Raw genomic sequence first — 20549 nt, forward strand, 5'->3', positions numbered from 1 at the left:
GGGGTGTCGTCTGTGGCGGATAAGGTTTGTCTCGTGACGACAGCCCCTCGCCGTCTCCCGGCGACCCAACGGGACACCGTTGGTGACTACGACCTGCTCTCCCTGCTGGGGCAGGGCGGGATGGGACGGGTCCATCTGGCCAGCCACCGCACGAGCGGTGAGCGGGTGGCGCTGAAGGTGCTGCGTACCCAGTTCGTGGGGGATGAGGAGGGCCGCCATCGGCTCGCGCGCGAGGTCTCCTCGCTGCAGCGGGTGCGGAGCAGGTGGGTGGCCGGAGTCGTCGGCGCCGACCCGTGGGGCGAGGTGCCCTGGCTGGCGACCCGCTACGTGCCGGGGCCGACGCTGCACGACAAGATCATCAACGAGGGGCCGCTGTCGCGCGACGACGTCGAGCAGCTGGCCAGCGACCTGGCCGAAGGCATCGCCGACTGCCACGCCGTCGGCGTCCTCCACCGTGACATCAAGCCGGCCAACATCATCGTCGAGGGGCGCACCCCGATCCTGATCGACTTCGGGCTCGCCCGCGTCGCCGACGACCCGAAGATCACCGTGACCGGTCTGCTGATCGGCACCCCCGGCTACCTTCCGCCCGAGATCGCGGTCGGCGAGCCGGCCACTCCTGCCTCGGACGTGCACTCGTGGGCCTCCGTGGTGGCGTACGCCGCGACCGGCCGCCCGCCCTTCGGCGAGGGCAACTCGATGAAGCTGATGGACCGCGCCCGGCGCGGTGAGCACGACCTCGAGGGGGTGCCGCAGCCGCTGCGCGGGCTGCTCGGCCAGGCGCTGTCGCCCGACCCCGCAGACCGCCCGACGCTGGACGAGGTGCGCGAGTGGCTGCGTACGCCGCGCCGGCCGTTCGTGCACCGGCCGGTGGAGCAGCTCTCGCTGAGCGACCGGGCCGAGCGCGAGAAGGCCACCACGCCGGCCGCGCCGTTCACCCCGATCCAGAAGCTCGGCCCGCGCCAGGACAGCGGCCTGGAGAAGCTGCGCCGGGGTGCCGTCTGGCTCGGCCTGCTCGCCTTCGCCGTCGGCGTGATCGCTGCGTTCCCGAGCGTCGGCTTCTGGGCCGTGCTCGGCGCGGCGTGGCTGATCCGCGCCGGCACGCTTGCCGCCGGCGATCTGCGCCGGTGGCGGTGGTATCGCGGTCGCAAGTGGCATGACGCGCCCCGGCTGCTGATCGGCGCTCCCTGGCGCCTGGTCCGCTCGCTCCCGAAGACGTTCGTCGTCGGGGTGTGGGGCTTCGGGTTCGTGGTGGCGGCGGTGCTGATCGGCTTCGCCCTGCAGCTCTCCCTCGAGGCGACGCTGGGCTTTGCCGGCCTGGCGTTCGTCGGCGCTCTGTGGACCGGCTCCGGGCGCGACCGGCTGCGTGACCCGGTGACCAAGGCGGTCCACCGGATCTCGGCGCGATGGGTGCCGTGGATCCTCGGGTTCGCGGTGGTCATCACCCTGGCGCTCTTCCCGATCCAGACCCTCGCCGACGAGGGCTCGCAGTTCTCCGGTGGCGACGAGCCGTGGTGGGTCGAGCTCCTCGGCTGGTGAGACGCCCGTCCCATGGAGAAAGATTTCGTGGCAGTATCAGGGCTATGACGACGTACGTCATCATCATTCGCTAGCGCGTCGAGCCTTGCCCGACGCGCCACCCTCTCGTTCCCGAGAGGGTTTTTTGTTGCCCAACCCAACCCAACCCAGCCCAGCCCGAGGACCCGAGGACACAGAGCCATGGAATTCCACGTCTACGACACCACCCTGCGCGACGGTGCGCAGCAGGAGGGCCTGAACCTCAGCGTCGCCGACAAGCTCGCGATCGCCCGGCACCTCGACGGTCTGGGCGTCGGGTTCATCGAGGGCGGCTGGCCCGGTGCGAACCCGAAGGACACCGAGTTCTTCAAGCGGGCCGTCTCCGAGCTCGACCTCAAGCACGCGCGGCTGGCGGCGTTCGGGTCGACCCGCCGGGCCGGCGTGCGGGCTGCTGACGACCCGCAGGTCGCCGCCCTCCGCGACTCCGGGGCCTCCGTCGTCACCCTCGTCGCCAAGTCCCACGACCGCCACGTCGAGCTCGCGTTGCGCACCACGCTCGAGGAGAACCTCGCGATGATCCGCGACACGGTCTCCCACCTGCGCGAAGAGGGCCAGCAGGTCTTCCTCGACGCCGAGCACTTCTTCGACGGCTACCGGGCCAACCGCGACTACGCGCTGGAGGTCCTGAAGACCGCCTACGAGGCGGGTGCCGAGGTGGTCGCGCTGTGCGACACCAACGGCGGGATGCTGCCGGGCTGGGTGGCCGACGTCGTCCACGACGTCCGCGGCGCCACCCAGGGAGCGGTCGGCATCCACTGCCACAACGACACCGGGTGCGCGGTCGCCAACTCGCTGGCCGCCGTGGACGCCGGCGCGATGCACGTCCAGGGCTGCATCAACGGCTACGGGGAGCGTACGGGCAACGCCGACCTCGTCTCCGTGGTCGCCAACCTGCAGCTGAAGCTGGGCCGCGACGTGCTGCCGACGGGGCTGCTTGGCGAGGCGACCCGCGTCGCCCACGCGGTGGCCGAGGTGACCAACGTGCCGCCCGCGGGCCGCCAGCCGTACGTCGGTGCCTCCGCGTTCACCCACAAGGCCGGGCTACACGCCTCCGCGATCAAGGTGGACCCCAACCTCTACCAGCACATGGACCCGGCCGGTGTCGGCAACGACATGCGGCTGCTGGTCTCGGACATGGCCGGGAGGGCCTCGATCGAGCTGAAGGGGCGCGAGCTCGGCTACGACCTCTCCGACGACCGCGACCTGGTGGCCCGGGTGACCGAGCGGGTCAAGGAGGCCGAGCAGCGTGGCTACACCTTCGAGGCGGCCGACGCCTCCTTCGAGCTGCTCCTGATCGAGGAGGTCGAGGGCGCCCGGCCGTCCTTCTTCGACGTCGAGTCCTGGCGGGTCATCTCCGAGGCCCGCGGTGGCGGTGCAGAGACCGGCTCGACCACCGAGGCGATCGTGAAGATCCACGCCGACGGCGTACGTCACGTCGAGACCGGCGAGGGCAACGGCCCGGTCAACGCGCTCGACCAGGCGCTGCGGGCCGCGATCACGCGTGCCTTCCCGGTGGTCGCCGACTTCGACCTGATCGACTTCAAGGTGCGGCTCTTCGACCAGGGACACGGCACCGATGCCAGGACGCGGGTGCTGATCGAGACCTCCGACGGCTCGACGTCGTGGACGACAGTCGGGGTCGGGTCGAACGTGATCGAGGCGTCGTGGGAGGCGCTGGTCGACGGGCTCACCTTCGGGCTGCGCCGGCATGTGGGCGAGACCACACCGTCGGAGGCTGTTGTCACGGAATGAATCCCCGGGACGCGGGCGTTGAACACTTCAACATTGAACTATCCGCGTCCTACGAGGAGAACCCGTGACCGACACCCGTATCGCCGTACTCGTTGGCAGCCTGCGCGCCGACTCCATCAACCGCAAGCTCGCCGAGAAGCTCGTCGCCGAAGCGCCTGAGGGTGTCGTCCTGGAGATCGTCGACGGACTCGCGGACGTGCCGTTCTTCAACGAGGACCTCGAGGCCGACCCGGGCGAGGCCGTGAGCCAGCTCCGCAAGGTGATCGACGAGGCCGACCGCGTCCTCATCGTGACCCCGGAGTACAACGGCACGATGCCCGCCGTCATCAACAACGCGATCGACTGGCTCTCGCGCCCCTACGCCGCCGGCGTGCTCAAGGGCAAGATCCTCTCGGTCGTCGGCGTCGCCCCGACGCCCTACGGTGCCAAGTGGTCCCACGCCGACGCCGCCCGCTCGGCCGGCATCGGCGGCGCCATCGTCGTCGAGGACGCCATCGTCTCCCAGCCGGTCCACGAGATCGACGTCTTCACCGACGCCGAGGCCCAGGGCCGCTTCCGTGAGGCCGTCGAGAAGCTCGCGGGCTTCCAGCCCGCCGCTGTCTGAGCCCCAACCTGCAGCACCACGAGGGCAGGTCTCTGCGGGGGGAGACCTGCCCTTGGTGATTTATCGCGTGCGCGACGGGCGATTCGGCCGTACGTTGCGGCCATGAGTGGACCCGTGAAACAGCTCCGCCTGGTCGTCGAGGCGAAGGACTACGAGCAGGCGGTGGCCTTCTACCGCGACACCCTCGGCCTGCCGGAGCAGGCCGCCTTCTCCGGCCCCGGTGAGGCCCATGTGACGATCCTCGACGCCGGCCTGGCCACGCTCGAGCTCGCCAACTCCGCCCAGCACGCCTACATCGACGAGGTCGAGGTCGGGCAGCCGGCGGCCGGGCACGTCCGGGTGGCGTTCGAGGTCGAGGACTCCGCCACCGTCGCCTCCCGGCTCGTCGATGGCGGCGCCACCCTCGTCGCGCCACCCACCCGCACCCCGTGGGAGTCGCTCAACGCCCGTCTCGACGGGCCGGCGGGGCTGCATCTGAGTGTCTTCCAGGAGCTCGCCGAGCCCGTTCTGGCGCCGGACTATCCGGTCACCACCGAGCGGCTGGCGTTGCGCCCGATCGACGTCGAGCGCGACCTCGACGACCTGCACGCCTATCTCTCGCTCGAGGAGGTGTGCCGCTACATCCCGCCGGTTCCGCGTGACCGCGACGAACTGCGAAAGGCGTACGCACCCGAGAGGCGTCTCTCCGTCCTGCGCCGCGAGGGTGAGGTGCTCTGCCTCGCCGTCGAGCACGAGGGCCGGCTGATCGGCGACGTGGTGCTCTTCTGGCACAGCAAGGAGCAGCGGTCGGGGGAGATCGGCTATGCCTTCAACCCCGAGTTCAGCGGCCGCGGCTTCGCCACCGAGACCGCGCGGGCGCTCCTGGGGCTGGCCTTCGACGGGCTCGGCCTGCACCGGGTGACCGCCCGGGTCGACGAGCGCAACACCGCCTCGGCGCGGGTGATCGAGCGGCTCGGGATGCGGAAGGAAGCCGTCGAGCGCGAGGCCGAGTGGTTCAAGGGTGAGTGGACGACACTGGTGCACTACGCGATGCTCGAGGACGAGTGGCGCTCGGGCCACTAGTCTGCAGGGGTGGCCGAGCTTCATGATCTGACCGCCCTGGAACAGGGAGAGCTGCTGCATCGATGCGAGGTCTCCCCAGGAGAGCTCGCCGAGCACTACCTCGACAGGATCGCGAGGCTCGACGACGTCGGCGCCTTTGTCACCGTGGCCGAGGAGCGGATCTCGACCTGCGCTCGTGAGCTCGTGGTCAAGCCGGTCGGTGCCTCACCGCTGTGGGGCGTACCCACCGCGATCAAGGACCTCAACCTCACCCGCGGGGTGCGTACGACCTTCGGGTCGGCTGCCTTCGCCGACTTCGTACCCGACATCTCCGACAACGTCACCCTGTCCATCGAGGCGGCCGGGATGATCTCGCTCGGGAAGACCAACACTCCTGAGTTCGGCTCGCCCTGCTACACCGAGCCGGACGTGGCGCCGCCCGCCGTCACCCCCTGGGACCGTACGCGGATCGCCGGCGGCTCCTCCGGAGGTGCTGCCGCCGCGGTCGCCGCCGGCCTGGTGCCGGTCGCGCAGGGCTCCGACGGCGGCGGATCGATCCGGATCCCGGCCTCGTGTTGCGGGCTGGTCGGCCTCAAGCCCACGCGCGGGCGGATATCCCCGTCGCCGATGTACGGCGACGCCGCCGGGCTCGCCACCGCCGGCCCGATCGCTCGGACGGTACGCGACGCGGCGGCCTTCCTCGACGTGCTCGCGGGGCGGCGTACGGGCGATCCCTTCTGGGCTCCCGAGGAGCCGCTCCCGTTCCTGGACGCGTGCGAGCGGCCGCCGGGGCGGCTGCGCATCGCCCGGTTCATCGAGCCGCTGATCGCCCCGACCTCGGTCGATCCCGAGTGCGTCGCCGCCTGGGAGAACGCCTCTGCCTTGTTGGAATCGCTGGGCCACGAGATCGTCGACATCCCGCGGCCGCTGCCGGTCGAGGCGGTCGCGGTCTTCGAGACGGTCTGGGCGGTCGGGACCGCGATGTCGGTCGTCAACCTCACCCCGGATCAGCGATCCCAGATCCGGCCGCTGACCCGCTGGCTCACCGAGCGGGGAGAGGCGTTCAGCGGCCCGGAGTTCGGGCTGGCGATCGCCGAGCTGCGTCGGTACGCCGCCATGGCCCTGGAGGCGCTGGCGCCCTACGACGCCGTGCTCACCCCGACCCTGGCCACCCCGCCGCCGAAGGTCGGTGCGATCCGTGACGACGCCGACCCCGCCGCCGACTTCGAGGCGCAGAAGGCGTTCACCCCCTGGACTTCCGCCTGGAACGTCACCGGCATGCCCGCCATCTCCCTGCCCCTCCACTGGACCCCGTCCGGTCTTCCTGTCGGCGTCATGCTCGCCGCCCGCCCCGCTGAGGAGCCCCTCCTGCTCTCCCTCGCGGCCCAGATCGAGGACGCCGCCCTCTGGGACCACCGGCTCCCGCCCGGCTGGTGAAGCCTCGCCGAGACCGCAGAAATGGCGCGCCGAATCTGTAGTCGTGGGCGACGAAGGTCGACCTCCGTCGCCCACAACTACAGATTCGCGCGACAGAACTACGGATTCGGCAGGGGGTCAGTCGCCGAGGCCGCGGGCCTTGAGGGCGTCGCCGGTTTCGTGGGCGCGGGCGACGACGCGGATGACGAAGGGGGAGAGGTACGCCCTGGGGTGCCGGATCCCGCGAGCGCGAGCCGCATCGCGGGTCTCGAGGAGCAGAGCGATGCTCGCCGGGATGCTGGTGATGGCCAGGCCGATCACGAGCGCGACCCCGTCCGGGTTCACGCCGATCGGCTTCAGCGGCGTGATGAGCCGGGTGAACAGGTCGAGCATCGCGTTGACCTCGGTGGTGGCGGTGAGGATGAGACCGCCGAGCGCGAGGGAGATCAGGTCGACGCCGGCCTCGACCGCCCGCGGCCATCCGTGGGCGTAGCCCTGGAGCGCGGAGAGGACGAGCGCGATCAGGAGTACGCCGCGGGCAGCCCGTCCCACCTGCCGCATCGGCAGCCGGGCGACGAGCGTGGCCACGACCGCGATCCCGAAGAGCACCCCGGTGGCGACCAGCCCGTGGAGCACCACGAGCAGTGTGCTGAACACCAGCAGCCCGAGCAGCTTCGCACCGGCGGGGGTCCGGTGCAGGAGGCTGTCGCCGGGCAGGTAGGCGCCGAGTAGGTAGCTCACACGCCCACCGACTGCGTGTAGTGCGCGACGGCTTCGGGGGCGGGTCCGTCGAAGGTCACGGCCCCGCCGGCAACGACGAGCGCGCGGTCGCACCGCGCGGCGAGGTCGAGGTCGTGGGTGACCAGGACGAGCTGCTGCGAGAGCGCGAAGAGCGCGTCGGCGACCAGCCGGGTGTTGGCCAGGTCGAGCAGCGTGGTGGGCTCGTCGGCGACGACGATCGACGGCTCCGCAGCGAGCACGCCAGCCAGGGCGAGCAGCTGCCGCTGCCCGCCCGACAACGTGTGCACCGACTGCGTGGCCAGCCCGTCCAGCCCGAACCGCGCCAGCACCTCGAGAGCCCGGGCGTGCCGCTCCGACGAGGAGCGCACCAGCCGCCGCAGCGACAGCTCGACGTCCTCGACGCAGGTCGGCATGACCAGCTGAGCGGCCGGGTCGGTGAAGCAGAAGCCGACCCTGCGGCGTACCTCCTTGCCCTTGCGGGCGACGTCGAGGCCGTCCACCAGGACGCGGCCCGAGGTCGTGGACACCAGGCCGTTCAGCAGCCTGGCGAGCGTCGACTTCCCGGAGCCGTTGCCGCCGATGATCGCGATCCGGCGCTCGGTGAGCGTCAGCGAGGTGGGGGAAAGCAGCACCCGGCCGCCCTCGTCCTCCGGAAGCGCGACCGTGGCGGCGTCGAGCTCGATCATCGGCGCAGGAGGTTCGGGAAGGCTCGGTGCACCTCGGCCGCGACGATCGCCACGAGCCCGGTCTTGACCAGGTCGCCGAACCAGAACGGCAGGTCCCACTTCCACACGGTGCTCAGCGGCTCGCCGGAGTAGATCATCATCCCCGCGATGCCGAGAGGGTGGACGATCAGGATCGAGCCGGCGATCGAGCACAGGAACACCACGACGGCACGGGTGCGGGCGGGCCCGGCGACGTACTTGACCAGGAAGCCGACCAGCGCCGCCATCAGCGGGAACGAGATCAGGTAGCCGCCGGAGATCCCGGCGAACTTCGCGAAGCCGGAGGTGTGGTCGGCGTAGACCGGCAGCCCGATGCCGCCGAGCAGCAGGTAGAGAGCGACGGCCAGGAACCCACGCAGGGGACCGAGCAGCGCGCCGGAGAGCGCGACCGCGAAGGTCTGCAGGGTGATCGGCACGGCGGTGCCGGTCGGGATGTCGCCGACCAGGGTGGACGCGCAGATCAGCCCGGTGAACGCGGCGATCAGGGCGATGTCGGTGGTGGTGAAACGGGCCGGCTTCGACTCGTCGGCCTCCGGGGTCGACGTCGCACTGGTAGGGGACTCGGTCATACTCGCTCCTGCGTACTCAGACCTGAACCTTGGTCAGGTGAACGGTGTTCAGGTTAAGGTCGACGTACGTCTTCGTCCACTTCGTCCCACTACCCGGCCCCTGGGAGCAACATGCGATACCGCCGTGAGGACGTCGTCGCCCGCGCGCTGCAGGTCCTCGACGACTACGGTCTCGCCGACCTGACGATGCGTCGGCTCGGCACCGAGCTCGGTGTACGCCCCAGCGCGCTCTACCACCACTTCGCCAACAAGCAGTCCCTGCTGGCAGCGGTGGCCGACGAGATCCTGCTCCGGGGGCGGCACGAGCCGTCGGGCGCCTGGGACGTACGCGTCACGGGCATCTGCACCGACTTGCGCGACTCGCTGCTGGCCTACCGCGACGGCGCCGAGGTCGTCGCCACCGTCTGGGCCTTCGGACTGGGCGCGACCCAGCCCCACGACGACCTCGTCGCGGCGCTGAGCGACGGTGGCCTCGGCGATCTCGCCCCGGTCGCCGCCCGCACGCTGCTCCACTTCGTCTACGGTCACGCCGTCGACGAGCAGACCCACCTCCAGGCCGCCGCCGCGGGCGCCATCGAGGACGACGTACGCGACACCGACGACTTCGTCACCGGCCTCGGCCTGATCGCCGCCGGCATCTCGATGGCCAAGGCCGTCCGCGAGGCCTCGGCCGACCGCTGAGGGACGCTCAGACGGAGTCGACCTCCGCTCCGTGCTGCTCGGCGAGCATCACGGCGCCGGCGAGGTCGAGTCTGGTGCCGCGCAGCGATGCGGCCGTGAGGTCGACGCGGTCGAGCCCGGCCCCGCGGAGGTCGGCACCGTGCAGTGTCGTCTCCTGGAGCGTGGCTCCGTCGAGCTGGGTGTCTCGCAGGACCGCGTCGGTGAGGTCGGCCAGCGACAGGTCGGCGTCGCGGAGGTCCAGCCCGGACAGGTCGAGCCGAGCGAGGTTGGCGCCGCGCAACGAGACCCCGCGCCACACGCCGCCGGTGACCTTCAGCGGCCGCAGGGTGCAGTTCGAGAACTCGCTCCCGCTGAGCTTGCAGCCCTCGAAGGTCGAGTCGAAGAAGTTCGTACGCCGGAAGTCACAGCCGACGAACGCCGACCCGACATGGGTCGAGGCGTTGAAGCGGCCGCCGTGGAACGTGCAGTTCTCGAAGAGCGCCGCCGACGTCGTCGCCTCGGTCAGATCGACATCGGTGAAGACGCAGTCGACGAACCGAGCCCCGGTGAGGTCCGCTGCGTACCAGTCCTCGCTGCGGAAGTGCTCGTCGATCGCCTCGGCGGGTGGGTTCGGCATGGCGCACACCCTGCCACCCGCCACCGACATTTCCGGCTGCGCGGGCTCTCAGTCGTGCTGGGTGAACCACTCGTCGAGGAGCGGCCAGGTGTTGTCCCGGGCGGCGCGGCCGGTGAGCAGGCCGAGATGGCCGCCGGGGACGATCTCGAAGCGGAGCTCCTCGGCGCCGGTGAGCAGGTCGACCAGCGGCCGTACCGAGGCGACCGGGCCGATGCCGTCGTTGGCACCGGCGACGACGAGCGTGGGCTGCTTGACGTCGCGCAGGTAGACGGAGTGCTCGTCACTGAGGTCGATCTGCCCGCTGAACAGCGCGTTGGTGCGGAAGAAGTGGTGGTAGAGCTGCCCGAACGTACGCCCCGGGTAGGCGATGATGTTGTCGGTGAACCGGTCGACCGCCTCCAGCTGGGCGAGGAACTCGCGGTCGGCCAGGTTGGACAGTTTCGCGACCGGCTTGGTGAACATCTTGTCGACCGAGGAGATCTGAAAAGCCCACCTGACCAGCGGCTTCGGGGCGCCCCCGAAGGCCTGGTAAGCCGTGGTGACAAGGTTGCCCGGCGGCAGGTTGAGCAGCGGCCGCAACGGCGCGATCAACGGCACCTGACGTACGTCGCAGGGCGAGCCGAGCACTGCCAACGAGGCGATCGGGAGGTCGGGGGCGTCCGCGGCGGCGAGCATCGTGAAGATCCCGCCCAGCGACCAGCCGACCACGTGCACCGGCCGCCCGCCGGCGTGCTCGGAGACCGACCGGATCGCCTCCGGCACGACGTGCGCGATCCAGTGCTCGATGCCGAGGCTGCGGTCGGCGAAGTTCACCTCGCCGTACTCGACCAGGTAGGTCGGCCGGTCCGTCCCCACCAGATGCTCGACGACCGAGCAGCCGCGCCGCAGGTCGTAGCAGATCGCCGGCGCCGCCAGAGGCGTCACCAGCAGCACCGGGTCGCCCTCCGGCGTCGTCCCCGCCACCGGCCGGTAGTGGTAGAGCTCGCGTCGGTTGCCGTCGTCGATCAACGTACGCGGCATCGGCCGCAGGTCGGCGAGCCCGCCGTAGAGCAGCGAGTGCGCGACGTTCCCCGCGGCGGCGCCGACCGTGGTGGCGATCGAGGCGGCAGCTTGTCGGGGGTGGGGGAGGATGGCCATTGTGGGCTTAACGTAACCCGCCTTCCCGGGTCACGCCGGGAGGAGCGCGCACGGTGTGTGACGTCTGTTACGCCTCGATGAGTCGCTCGCACTCGGTGATCAGGCGCTCGCGGAGCGGGGCGGCGCGCTCGGCGAAGGCGCGCTGAGCGGCGGCGTACTCCTGCTTCCCGGCGGCCGTCTCGATGCGGATCGGGTCGAGGTCGAGCTCGGAGAGGTCGTACGGAGCGGCCTTCATGTCCATCGTGCGGATGTCCCAGGCGAGCTCGAAGCAGTCGGCGACGAGGTCGGAGGAGACCAGGGGTGAGAGCCGGAAGGCGTGCTTGTAGAGGTCCATGTTGCCGTGCAGACAGCCCGGCTGCTCGAAGGCCGCCCGGTCGTCGGAGCGCGGGGAGAGGGTGTTGAGCGGCGCCGCCGGGGGAGTGAAGAAGCGGTACGCGTCGAAGTGGCTGCAGGCGATGCGGTGGGACTCGACCACCCGGTCGGTGCCGGTGGTGCCGAGCCGCAGCGGCCAGTCGGCGTGGCGTACCTGCTCGGGGGTCAGCCGGTAGACCATCGCCCACTCGTGGAGGCCGAAGCAGCCGAAGTTGGCGTCGCGGGAGGCGGTGGCGCGGAGCAGCTTGAGGAGGGTCTCGACGAGCAGGCGCTTGTCGGCGAGGAAGCCGGAGGAGACCGTGCCGGAGGCGTAGCCGCGCAGCGACTCGTACTCCGCCGCATCGTCCAGGACGACCCCGAACCCCGGGTGCCAGCGCAGCAGCTGGGCGGGCCGGTAGGAGTAGTAGGTGAAGAGGAAGTCGTTGACCGGGTGCTTGACCCGGGCGCCGCGGCGGGCGAGATGCGGCTCGACATAGGGCGCCAGACGCGCGCGGTGAGCGGCCGCGCGAGCGGTCCACTCCGAACGCGACAGCACCTCCACGACGTACAAGCCTACGAAGGCGGCGCATAGTGAAGTGAATCGTGGCGACGGGTCCGGATAGGCTCAGCACGTGCGCATCGCCAGATTCACGACCAAGGGTGGCGAGCCCCAGTTCGGCGTCGTCATGGGGGACCTCGACGGCTACGGCCAGCTCAGCGAGGACGCGACCGTCGTCGCGCTCCAGGGCGACCCGCTGTTCTCGGGTGTCAACATCACCGACCAGGTCCACAAGTTCGAAGACGTCAAGCTGCTCGCGCCGGTGATCCCGCGCAGCAAGGTGGTCGCGGTCGCCCGCAACTACGCCAAGCACGCGGCCGAGCTCGGCAACGAGGTGCCGGAGGAGCCGCTCTTCTTCATCAAGCCCAACACCGCGGTCTGCGGTCCCGGCGACGCGATCCAGCGGCCGGCAGGGGTCGAGGACCTCCACTTCGAGGGCGAGCTCGCGATCGTGATCGGCCGGATCTGCCGCGACGTACCGGTGGAGAAGGTGAAGGACGTCATCTACGGGATGACGGTCGCCAACGACGTCACCGCGCGCGACATCCAGCGGCGGCTCAAGCACTTCTCCCAGGCGAAGGGCTACGACACCTTCTGCCCGCTCGGCCCCTGGATCGAGACCGACGTCGAGCCGGAGCAGCTCGCCGCCGGCGTACGCATCCAGACCTTCCTCAACGGTGACGTCGTCCAGGACGGGTCCACGAAGGACCTCGTCCACGACATCCCGAAGCTGATCGCCCACATCAGCAGCGTGATGACGCTGCTGCCGGGCGATGTGATCCTCACCGGCACCCCCGAGGGTGTCGGCCCCATGGAGCCCGGCGACGAGATCGAGATCTTCGTCGAGGGGCTCGGAGCTCTGACCAACAAGGTGGCACAGCGTTGACTGGCAATGGAATGACCGGCTCACTCGAGCCCAAGGACTACCGGGTCCGGATGGCGCCCTCGCCGACGGGGTCGCCCCACGTCGGCCTGGTCCGCACCGCCCTGTTCAACTGGGCCTTCGCCCGCCACCACGGTGGCACCTTCGTCTTCCGTATCGAGGACACCGACAAGGCGCGCAACACCCAGGAGTCCTACGACGGGCTCATCGACCTGATGCGCTGGCTCGGCCTCGACTGGGACGAGGGCGTCGAGGTCGGCGGCCCCTACGGCCCCTACCGCCAGTCGGAGCGCTCGGAGATCTACGCCGACGCGCTCGGCCGGCTGCGCGCCTCGTCCCACGTCTACGAGTGCTACTGCACCGGCGAGGAGACCACCGCCCGCTACGAGCAGCGCCTGGCCGCCTACAAGGCCGCGAAGGCCGAGGGGATCAAGGGCGAGGCCCCGGCCCAGGGCTACGACAACCACTGCCGCGACCTGAGCGAGGACCAGATCAAGGCGTACGAGGCCGAGGGCCGTTCCTCGGTCCCGCGGTTCCGCATGCCCGACGGCTCGATCACCTTCAACGACCTCGTCCGCGGCGAGGTGACCTTCGAGACCAAGCACGTCCCCGACTACGCGCTCGCGCGCGCCAACGGCGACCCGCTCTACACGCTCACCGCGCCGGTCGACGACGCCACCATGAACATCACCCACGTCTTCCGCGGCGAGGACCTGCTGTCCTCGACGCCTCGGCAGATCGCGCTCTTCGACGCATTCGTCGAGGTCGGCCTGGCCGAGCGGGCACCGGAGTACGGCCACCTGCCGTACGTCATGGGCCAGGGCAACAAGAAGCTCTCCAAGCGCGACCCGGAGGCGCACGCGCTGAAGTACCGCGAGGAGGGGTTCCTGCCGGAGGGGCTGCTCAACTACGTCGCGCTGCTCGGCTGGGCGATCGCGGCCGACCGCGACATCTTCACCATGGAGGAGATGGTCGAGGCCTTCGAGATCCACGACGTGGTCAAGAACCCGGCCCGCTTCGACATCAAGAAGGCGGAGGCGATCAACGCCTCCCACATGCGGCTGCTGCCGGTCGAGGACATCACCCACCGGGTGATTCCCTACCTCAAGGCCGACGGGATCATCAGCGACCCGGTCAACGATGCCGACGCGCAGATGCTCGAGGCCGCGATGCCGCTGGTCGCCGAGCGGATCAACAAGCTGGGCGAGGCCTCCGACATGCTGCGGTTCCTCTTCGTCCCGGAGGCCGACTTCGCGCTCGACGAGGAGGACGCCGCCAAGCTGCTCGACGAGGAGGGCCTGGGTGTCGTCCGGGCTTCGTACGACGCGCTCGTGGGTCTCCACGCGTGGTCGACGGCCGAGATCCAGGACGCCCTGACCGCCGCCCTGATCGACGGTCTCGGGCTCAAGCCGCGCAAGGCCTATGGCCCGGTGCGCGTCGCGGTGACGGGCAAGCGGATCAGCCCGCCACTGTTCGAATCCATGGAGCTGCTCGGTCGGGAGCGTACGCTGGGGCGCCTGAAGGCGGTTCTCGGGAAGTAGGTCGGACAGGATGAGCACGGTCGTGGAGCCGCCGTCGGGACTGGCGTACTACCAGGTGCAGCGCAGCGGGCGCAGTGGCTGGGGGCGGCCCCTGATCGGACTCATCCTGATCGGACTGTGCGTCTTCTTCGTCTCGCCGGCGGTGGTGCTGGTCGGGTTCGAGCTCTTCTTCATGCTCACCGGCGACAACGTTGCCACCGGCATGGCCAACGTCTCCGACGTCGAGAACGTCACCCCGGAGTCGCTGGCCTTCCTGCTGCTCTCGCTGGCCGGGGCGATCCCAGCGGCGATGCTGCTGTGCTGGGCGCTGCACGGCCTGCGTCCGGGGTGGCTGGCCTCGGTCGAGCGGCGGATCCGCTGGCCGTGGCTGCTGCAGTGCCTCGGGATCGCGGCGATCACGATGGTGGTCACGGTCATCATCGCCTCCCGGCTGCCGATCCCCGGCGACGACCTCGGGCCCAGCACGCTCAACCCGTATACCAGCACGATGCGCGACTTCGTGCTCGTGATCGTGCTGCTCACCCCGCTGCAGGCGGCGGGGGAGGAGTACCTGTTCCGCGGCTACATCTTCCAGACCTTCGGCTCGCTCTTCGGCGGGATGATGGGCGCCCGTACGGTCTCGGTGACGATCACCGCGCTGCTGTTCGCCTTCGCCCACGGCTCCCAGGACCTGCCGCTGTTCCTGGACCGGTTCGCCTTCGGCATCGTCGCCGGCATCTGCGTGATCGCCACCGGCGGCATCGAGGCGGGCATCGCGATGCATGTCCTCAACAACTTCGTCAGCCTCGGCATGGCCGTGGCCTTCGGCGACATCTCGACGGTGCTCAACACCACCGAGGGGTCGTGGTGGCGGATCCCGGTCACCCTGGTCCAGTCGGGCGTCTTCCTGGCGCTGACCGTGTGGGCCGCGCGATCGGCGGGCCTCTCGACCACGACCAAGAGCGCCTGAAAATGGGGCCAGGCGCGTGCCGATTTCGTAGCCTGGGGCCCTCGCCGGTAATGTTTCCTCTCGGTTCGAGGGAGAAATCCTGAGGGCCAGATCGCTCTTGTTGGCGGCCTCTGAGGCTAAGTCAACCAAGACGATGGGCTATGGTGTAATTGGCAACACGACTGGTTCTGGTCCAGTTATTCTAGGTTCGAGTCCTAGTAGCCCAGCGGATCCTCCTCGGAGGATTTGGGAGTCACCGAAGCGGTTCGCTAAGGTTTCACCCGCCTGCAAGCCCCCGTCGTCTAGCGGCCTAGGACGTCGCCCTCTCACGGCGGTAACGCCGGTTCAAATCCGGTCGGGGGTACCACGCAGGAAGAGCCCCGAGTCACTGACTCGGGGCTCTTCGCTATTTCCGCCGGAGGCGCGGATGTGGCCGCGGCATGGAGGGGTCCCGATGTGGGGGATCGGCTGGTCATCCGGTAATGTTTCTCCTGCCCGCGAGGCCGAAAGGTCATCGCAGGAGTGCAAGCCCCCGTCGTCTAGCGGCCTAGGACGTCGCCCTCTCACGGCGGTAACGCCGGTTCAAATCCGGTCGGGGGTACAACGCACGGGAAGCCCCGAGTCACTGACTCGGGGCTTCTTGGTTCTCCGGGTCCAAGTCGAGCTGCATCCAGGTGACGTCGTGCCAGGCGTCGAACTTCCAGCCGATCCTGCGGTACGTCCCGACCTCGGTGAAGCCGAAGGAGCGGTGGATCCCGAGGCTGGCCTCGTTCGGGATAGCGATCCCGGCGAGCGCGCGGTGGAAGCCGCGCTCCTTCAGGTGGGGGAAGAGGGCTGCGTACAGGGCCTTGCCGGCGCCGTTGCCACGCCGGTCGCGGTCGAGGTAGATGGACACGTCGCAGGCCCAGCGGTAGGCGGCGCGGGTGCGGTGCTGGGTGGCGTACGCATAGCCGAGCACCTCCGGGCCTGCCTCGCCTTCGGTCTCCAGGACGAGCCAGGCGTGCTCGGCCAGGGACGACTCGATGCGGCGCGCCATCTCCTCGGTCGTCGGCGGCTCGGTCTCGAAGGAGATGACGGTGTCGCGGACGTACGGCTCGTAGATCGCCGCGCAGGCGGCGGCATCCGCGGTCGTCGCGTGGCGGATGGTCCAGGCAGGAGGCATGTCTCCTATAGTAGTCGCGTGACAGACGATAGTGACAAGTTCGGTGAGGCCCTGGCGTCCAACATCAGGTCGGCGCGGGAGTCGCTCGGGATGACCGTCGCGGGGCTCGCGGAGGCGTCCGGGGTGTCCCGGGCGATGATCTCGAAGATCGAGCGGGGCGAGGCGCAGCCGACTGCGGTCCTGCTCACCCGGCTCTCCGGGGCGCTGGAACTGACCCTGTCGGAGCTGATCGCGCGGGCCGAGGGGGATGCCGTGCGCGTGGCCCGGCGCGCGGAGCAGACCGAGTGGACGGACCCCGAGACCGGCTACGTACGCCGCGCCGTCTCACCGCCCGCGCACGGGATCCTGGAGCTGGTCGAGGTGGAGTTCCCGGCCGGTGCGTCGGTGGCCTCGCCGGCCTCGGCGTACCACTTCAAGGAGCAGCAGATCTGGGTGCTCTCGGGGCATCTGCGGTTCGTCGAGGGGGACCTCGTCCACGAGCTCGACGCGGGTGACTGCCTGCAGCTCGGACCGCCTGCCGACTGCGTCTTCGTCAACCCGACCGACGAGCCCTGCCGCTACCTGGTGGTGATCGGCAAGCGGCGCGGGTGAGTCAGACCGGGTTGCCGCTGCTCCAGACCTTGTGGGTGAGCGGAACCCCGGGGCGGTAGGCCAGATGCTTGGCGGAGGGCGCGTCGAGCGCCTGCAGATCAGCGCGGCCGCCCACGCTGATCCGTCCCACCGAGTCGCCGAGCCCGAGCGCGGTGGCGCCGCCGACCGTCGCGGCCCAGAGAGCCTCCTCGAAGGTCAGGCGCTGCTGGAGCACGGCGGTGGCGACGCAGAACCCCATCGAGGTCGTGAACGACGAGCCGGGGTTGCAGTTGGAGGCGATCGCGATCGTGACGCCGGCGTCGACCAGCTCGCGCGCCGGGGGAAAGGGCTCGCGGGTGGAGAGGTCGCAGGCGGGAAGGAGCGTGGCGACGGTATCCGACCCGGCGAGCGCGTCGACGTCCGCCGGGCTCAGGTGGTTGCAGTGGTCGACGCTCGTCGCGCCCAGCTCGACAGCCAGCCGGACGCCGCCGGACTCGCCGAGCTGGTTGCCGTGGAGCTTGACGCCGAGCCCCGCGGAGCGGCCGGCCTCGAGGATCTCGCGGGACTCCTCGACGTCGAAGGCGCCCTGCTCGCAGAAGACGTCGATGTAGGTCGCATAGGGCGCGACGGCGGCGAGCATCGGGCCGGTCACGAGGTCGATGTAGGCGCGACGGTCGACACCCGCGGGAACGACGTGAGCGCCGAGGTAGGTGACCACCTCGGCATGCTCGGCGCTGATCCGGGCCAGGCGCTGTTCGGTCTCGACGTCGAGGCCGTAGCCGGTCTTGGCCTCGATCGTCGTGGTGCCGCCGCGGTACGCCTCCTCCCGCAGCCAGCGCGCCCGGGAGCGGAGGTCGTCGTCGGTGCCGGCGCGGGTGGCTTCGACGGTGCGCATGATCCCGCCGGCCTCGTAGGGCCGGCCGGCCATCCGGTCGACGAACTCCTCGGCGCGGTCGCCCATCGAGACCAGGTGGGTGTGGGAGTCGACCCAGCCCGGGAGCACCGCGCGACCGTCGAGGTCCTCCCTCGTGTCCGCCGCCGGGGCGCGGTCGGTAGGGCCGATCCAGGCGATCCGGCCGTCCTCGATCACCACGGCGGCGTCGTGGAGGGTGCCGTGCTCCTCGGTGTGCGTGGTCAGCTCGCCGACATTGGTCAGCAACAGGCTCATCCGAGCTCCTTCAGTGCTTCTGTGAACATGGTGGCGGGGTCGCGACCGTCGGCCAGGCGACCCTCCTCGGCCACCACACGCCCGCCGACCACGACGCGACGTACGTCGGTGGCGGTCGCCACCAGGGCGAGCTGGTCGAGGGCGGCTCCGGCGGTGCGTACCGAATCGGGGTCGATCTCCACCAGGTCGGCGCAGGCTCCGATCCGGAGGCCGCCCGGGAGGCCGGAGGCGGCGTAGCCGGAGCCGGCGCGGGCGGTCTCGAGGTCGGCGGGGGAGAAGCGTCCGCGCTGGCGGCTGCGCAGCCGTTCGCCGGCTTCCAGGCCGCGCACCTCGAGCCACGGGTCGATGACCGCGTTCTGGTCGGACCCGAGCGCGATGCGTACGCCTGCGTCGGCCAGCTCGCGGGCGGGTCCGATGCCGTCGCCGAGGTCGGCCTCGGTGGTCGGGCACATCGCCACCCCGGCGCCGCTGGCTGCGATGAGGGCGATGTCGGCGTCGGTCAGATGCGTGGCGTGGACCAGCCAGGTGCGCGGGGAGAGCGCGCCGGCGTCGGCAAGGACCTGGGTGGGCGTCCGTCCGTACGCGGCGAGCGACTGCTCGTTCTCCGCGGGCTGCTCGGAGACGTGGACGTGGAGAGGCACCTCGGCGGGCAGCCGCTCGGCGACCAGTGCGATGTCGTCGGGGGAGACGGCGCGTACCGAGTGGATGGCCGCGCCGACGGCGTGCGTCTGATGAAGCTGCTGCCAGCGCTCGAGCCAGGCCTTTGCGGTGCCGTCTCCGAAGCGGTTCTGCTCGGGGAGGAGCGGCTTGCCCGGGGCGCTGGTCAGATAGAGGGTGTCGAGAAGGGTCAGCCGGATGCCGACGCTGCTCGCGGCCCTCGTGAGCGCAGTGCCGAACGCGTTGGGGTCCACGTAGGGCGTCCCGTCCGGGCGGTGGTGGACGTAGTGGAACTCCGCGACGGTGGTCCAGCCGGTCACCAGCATCTCGGCGAAAACGGCCTCGGCCAGGCGCTCGTAGGAGTCGGGAGTGAGGCGGTCGGCGACGGCGTACATCTGCTCGCGCCAACGCCAGAAGTCACCACCCTGGTCGTGCGTCCGGCCGCGCAGCGCGCGGTGGAAGGCATGGGAGTGAGCATTGCCGGAGCCGGCGAGCACGGTGCCGAGGCGGAGGTCGGCGGCCTCGGCGCTCCCGCCGGGGGTGATCGCGGTGATCCGGCCCTCGGACACCTCGATCAGGACGTCGGTGAGCTCGCGGCCCTCGACCAGCGCCCGCTCGGCATGGATCCGGGTCATCCGCGGGTCTCGCTCGCCAGCAGCCGGACGACGTCGGTGAGCGCCCTCGCCCCGGCCCGGCAGTCGTCGTCGGTGGCGGCCTCGTAGGGGGAGTGGGAGACGCCGGTGGGGTTGCGGGTGAAGAGCATCGCGGTGGGGATCTCGGCGGCGAGGATGCCGGCGTCGTGGCCGGCGCCGGTGGCGAGCACCGGCACTCCACCCAGCGCGCCGACCAGGCGTTGTTGCAGGTCAGAGTCGAAATGGACGGTGGAGACGTACGACTCCTCGGTCACCTCCAGCGTGCAGCCGTGCTCCTCCGCGGTGCCGTGGGACGCCGCCAGGATCTCCTCGAGGAGGGCTCGGGTCTGCGGGTCGGTGTCGCCGCGTACGTCGAGCCAGGCATCCACCCGGGAGGCGATGACGTTGGTGCCGCCCGGGATCGGGGTGAGGCGGCCGATCGTGGCCCGGGCGGAGTCGGCCCCGTCGTGGGCCGACGCGATGCGCTGGGCGGCCAGGACCGCGGCGGCCATCGCGGCGACGGGGTCGCGCCGGTCGCGCATCCGGGTCGCGCCGGCGTGGTTGCCCTCGCCGGAGAAGACCAGTTTCCAGCGGCCGTGGGCGAGGATGCTCGAGGCCACGGCGACCGGGGAATCGAGATCGGCGAGGCCGATGCCCTGCTCCACGTGGAGCTCGACGAACGCGGCCAGGCTCGCCAGCCGCTCCTCGTCGCGGCCCAGGCCCGCCGGGTCGATCCCGTCCGCTCCGCACGCCTCGGCGTACGTCACCCCGGCGTCATCGGTGAGCGCCGCCACCGCCTCGCCGGACAGCGCACCGGTCATCAGCTTCGAGCCCAGGCACGCGATGCCGAAACGCGAGCCCTCCTCCTCGCCGAACGCGGCGATCGTCACCGGCCGAGCCGGCACGAAGCCCTCCTCCATCAGCGCCGAGACCGCGGCCAGGGACGAGGCGACCCCGAGCGGTCCGTCGTAGGCGCCCCCGCCCGGCACCGAGTCGAGGTGGGAGCCGATCGCGATCGCGCCGCCCCCGCCGCCCCAGTGAGCCCAGATGTTGCCGTTGCGGTCGGTCTCGACCTCGAGGCCGAGCCCTGCGGACGTACGCCGGAACCACTCGCGCAGCTCCAGCTCGGCCGGCTCGTAGACATGCCGGGAATAGCCGCCGCGCACCGGATCGCGGCCGATCCCGGCGATCTCGTCGAGCAGCTCTACGACATCCAAACTCACGGTCTTCCTCTACTT

The 20549-nt window shown here is 70.6% G+C and carries 20 protein-coding genes and 3 tRNA genes; 13 read left to right on the plus strand and 10 right to left on the minus strand.

Features of this window, described 5'->3' with window-relative positions:
- The first annotated feature begins 33 nt into the window (after positions 1-33).
- The 5 genes from ABTX24_RS03760 (at position 34) to ABTX24_RS03780 (ending at position 6412) form a co-directional block, all read left to right on the plus strand.
- Positions 34-1539, plus strand: a complete 1506-nt coding sequence (locus ABTX24_RS03760) for a protein kinase domain-containing protein (protein ID WP_350837515.1) — start codon at positions 34-36, stop codon at positions 1537-1539.
- A 180-nt stretch (positions 1540-1719) separates the two neighbouring features.
- A complete protein-coding gene (gene cimA, locus ABTX24_RS03765) occupies positions 1720-3330 on the plus strand; it encodes a citramalate synthase (RefSeq protein WP_350837517.1) in 1611 nt (536 codons plus the stop codon).
- Between the two features lie 64 nt (positions 3331-3394).
- Complete coding sequence (locus tag ABTX24_RS03770; protein WP_160024578.1) at positions 3395-3934, plus strand: NADPH-dependent FMN reductase; 540 nt, start codon at positions 3395-3397, stop codon at positions 3932-3934.
- 102 nt (positions 3935-4036) lie between these two features.
- Positions 4037-4996 (plus strand): GNAT family N-acetyltransferase, encoded by a 960-nt coding sequence (locus ABTX24_RS03775; RefSeq protein WP_160024577.1) that lies wholly within the window; start codon positions 4037-4039, stop codon positions 4994-4996.
- Positions 4997-5005: 9 nt separating this feature from the next.
- A complete protein-coding gene (locus ABTX24_RS03780) occupies positions 5006-6412 on the plus strand; it encodes an amidase (RefSeq protein ID WP_350716430.1) in 1407 nt (468 codons plus the stop codon).
- A 117-nt stretch (positions 6413-6529) separates the two neighbouring features.
- Here the strand turns inward: ABTX24_RS03780 and ABTX24_RS03785 are convergent, their stop codons facing one another.
- The 3 genes from ABTX24_RS03785 to ABTX24_RS03795 are packed head-to-tail and all read right to left on the minus strand — an operon-like array spanning position 6530 to position 8426.
- A complete protein-coding gene (locus tag ABTX24_RS03785; RefSeq protein WP_350837519.1) occupies positions 6530-7132 on the minus strand; it encodes an energy-coupling factor transporter transmembrane component T family protein in 603 nt (200 codons plus the stop codon).
- Complete coding sequence (locus ABTX24_RS03790) at positions 7129-7818, minus strand: energy-coupling factor ABC transporter ATP-binding protein (protein WP_160024574.1); 690 nt, start codon at positions 7816-7818, stop codon at positions 7129-7131. The genes ABTX24_RS03785 and ABTX24_RS03790 overlap by 4 nt, the downstream gene beginning before the upstream one ends.
- Positions 7815-8426, minus strand: a complete 612-nt coding sequence (locus ABTX24_RS03795) for a biotin transporter BioY (RefSeq protein WP_350837520.1) — start codon at positions 8424-8426, stop codon at positions 7815-7817. The genes ABTX24_RS03790 and ABTX24_RS03795 overlap by 4 nt, the downstream gene beginning before the upstream one ends.
- A gap of 111 nt (positions 8427-8537) precedes the next feature.
- On the opposite strand from ABTX24_RS03795, the gene ABTX24_RS03800 reads away from it, so the two are divergent.
- A complete protein-coding gene (locus ABTX24_RS03800) occupies positions 8538-9107 on the plus strand; it encodes a TetR/AcrR family transcriptional regulator C-terminal domain-containing protein (protein ID WP_160024572.1) in 570 nt (189 codons plus the stop codon).
- Positions 9108-9114: 7 nt separating this feature from the next.
- Here the strand turns inward: ABTX24_RS03800 and ABTX24_RS03805 are convergent, their stop codons facing one another.
- The 3 genes from ABTX24_RS03805 to ABTX24_RS03815 form a co-directional block, all read right to left on the minus strand.
- Complete coding sequence (locus tag ABTX24_RS03805) at positions 9115-9723, minus strand: pentapeptide repeat-containing protein (protein WP_350837521.1); 609 nt, start codon at positions 9721-9723, stop codon at positions 9115-9117.
- Positions 9724-9771: 48 nt separating this feature from the next.
- Positions 9772-10860: an alpha/beta fold hydrolase gene (locus tag ABTX24_RS03810; RefSeq protein WP_160024570.1), complete on the minus strand. Its 1089-nt coding sequence runs from the start codon at positions 10858-10860 to the stop codon at positions 9772-9774.
- A 67-nt stretch (positions 10861-10927) separates the two neighbouring features.
- Positions 10928-11773, minus strand: coding sequence for a 3-methyladenine DNA glycosylase (locus ABTX24_RS03815; RefSeq protein WP_350837523.1), 846 nt, complete (start codon positions 11771-11773; stop codon positions 10928-10930).
- 70 nt (positions 11774-11843) lie between these two features.
- On the opposite strand from ABTX24_RS03815, the gene ABTX24_RS03820 reads away from it, so the two are divergent.
- The 6 genes from ABTX24_RS03820 (at position 11844) to ABTX24_RS03845 (ending at position 15723) form a co-directional block, all read left to right on the plus strand.
- A complete protein-coding gene (locus ABTX24_RS03820) occupies positions 11844-12656 on the plus strand; it encodes a fumarylacetoacetate hydrolase family protein (protein WP_350837525.1) in 813 nt (270 codons plus the stop codon).
- A gap of 11 nt (positions 12657-12667) precedes the next feature.
- A complete protein-coding gene (gltX, locus tag ABTX24_RS03825; protein ID WP_350716443.1) occupies positions 12668-14194 on the plus strand; it encodes a glutamate--tRNA ligase in 1527 nt (508 codons plus the stop codon).
- A gap of 10 nt (positions 14195-14204) precedes the next feature.
- A complete protein-coding gene (locus tag ABTX24_RS03830; protein ID WP_160024566.1) occupies positions 14205-15143 on the plus strand; it encodes a CPBP family intramembrane glutamic endopeptidase in 939 nt (312 codons plus the stop codon).
- Positions 15144-15277: 134 nt separating this feature from the next.
- Positions 15278-15349: transfer RNA gene (locus ABTX24_RS03835), tRNA-Gln, on the plus strand.
- 64 nt (positions 15350-15413) lie between these two features.
- A tRNA-Glu gene (locus ABTX24_RS03840) sits at positions 15414-15489 on the plus strand.
- A gap of 161 nt (positions 15490-15650) precedes the next feature.
- Positions 15651-15723, plus strand: a tRNA-Glu gene (locus ABTX24_RS03845).
- Between the two features lie 21 nt (positions 15724-15744).
- On the opposite strand, the gene ABTX24_RS03850 is transcribed toward ABTX24_RS03845, so the two are convergent.
- The gene (locus ABTX24_RS03850) at positions 15745-16284 is read right to left on the minus strand and encodes an arsinothricin resistance N-acetyltransferase ArsN1 family B (RefSeq protein ID WP_350837527.1); all 540 of its coding nucleotides are present in this window, start codon (positions 16282-16284) and stop codon (positions 15745-15747) included.
- Between the two features lie 18 nt (positions 16285-16302).
- On the opposite strand from ABTX24_RS03850, the gene ABTX24_RS03855 reads away from it, so the two are divergent.
- Positions 16303-16875, plus strand: coding sequence for a helix-turn-helix domain-containing protein (locus tag ABTX24_RS03855; protein ID WP_350837529.1), 573 nt, complete (start codon positions 16303-16305; stop codon positions 16873-16875).
- Position 16876: 1 nt separating this feature from the next.
- Here ABTX24_RS03855 and hutI read toward each other — a convergent pair whose 3' ends face one another.
- From hutI to ABTX24_RS03870, 3 genes are read right to left on the minus strand one after another with little or no spacing between them, the layout of a single operon-like run.
- Positions 16877-18022: an imidazolonepropionase gene (gene hutI, locus ABTX24_RS03860; RefSeq protein ID WP_350837531.1), complete on the minus strand. Its 1146-nt coding sequence runs from the start codon at positions 18020-18022 to the stop codon at positions 16877-16879.
- Positions 18019-19314, minus strand: coding sequence for a formimidoylglutamate deiminase (locus ABTX24_RS03865; protein ID WP_350837533.1), 1296 nt, complete (start codon positions 19312-19314; stop codon positions 18019-18021). Before ABTX24_RS03865 ends, hutI begins: the two co-directional genes overlap by 4 nt.
- Positions 19311-20534 (minus strand): allantoate amidohydrolase, encoded by a 1224-nt coding sequence (locus ABTX24_RS03870; RefSeq protein WP_350837535.1) that lies wholly within the window; start codon positions 20532-20534, stop codon positions 19311-19313. The genes ABTX24_RS03865 and ABTX24_RS03870 overlap by 4 nt, the downstream gene beginning before the upstream one ends.
- Positions 20535-20549 lie beyond the last annotated feature (15 nt).

The organism is Nocardioides sp. NPDC127514 (assembly GCF_040302125.1).
Lineage (GTDB): Bacteria > Actinomycetota > Actinomycetes > Propionibacteriales > Nocardioidaceae > Nocardioides.

Coding starts and splice junctions, on each gene's coding strand:
- ABTX24_RS03790 (WP_160024574.1), bottom strand. CDS start 7,818: ATGATCGAGCTCGACGCCGCCACGGTCGCGCTTCCGGAGGACGAGGGC.
- ABTX24_RS03805 (WP_350837521.1), bottom strand. CDS start 9,723: ATGCCGAACCCACCCGCCGAGGCGATCGACGAGCACTTCCGCAGCGAG.
- ABTX24_RS03865 (WP_350837533.1), bottom strand. CDS start 19,314: ATGACCCGGATCCATGCCGAGCGGGCGCTGGTCGAGGGCCGCGAGCTC.
- ABTX24_RS03830 (WP_160024566.1), top strand. CDS start 14,205: ATGAGCACGGTCGTGGAGCCGCCGTCGGGACTGGCGTACTACCAGGTG.
- ABTX24_RS03850 (WP_350837527.1), bottom strand. CDS start 16,284: ATGCCTCCTGCCTGGACCATCCGCCACGCGACGACCGCGGATGCCGCC.
- ABTX24_RS03775 (WP_160024577.1), top strand. CDS start 4,037: ATGAGTGGACCCGTGAAACAGCTCCGCCTGGTCGTCGAGGCGAAGGAC.
- ABTX24_RS03795 (WP_350837520.1), bottom strand. CDS start 8,426: ATGACCGAGTCCCCTACCAGTGCGACGTCGACCCCGGAGGCCGACGAG.
- ABTX24_RS03800 (WP_160024572.1), top strand. CDS start 8,538: ATGCGATACCGCCGTGAGGACGTCGTCGCCCGCGCGCTGCAGGTCCTC.
- ABTX24_RS03810 (WP_160024570.1), bottom strand. CDS start 10,860: ATGGCCATCCTCCCCCACCCCCGACAAGCTGCCGCCTCGATCGCCACC.
- gltX (WP_350716443.1), top strand. CDS start 12,668: ATGACCGGCTCACTCGAGCCCAAGGACTACCGGGTCCGGATGGCGCCC.
- hutI (WP_350837531.1), bottom strand. CDS start 18,022: ATGAGCCTGTTGCTGACCAATGTCGGCGAGCTGACCACGCACACCGAG.
- cimA (WP_350837517.1), top strand. CDS start 1,720: ATGGAATTCCACGTCTACGACACCACCCTGCGCGACGGTGCGCAGCAG.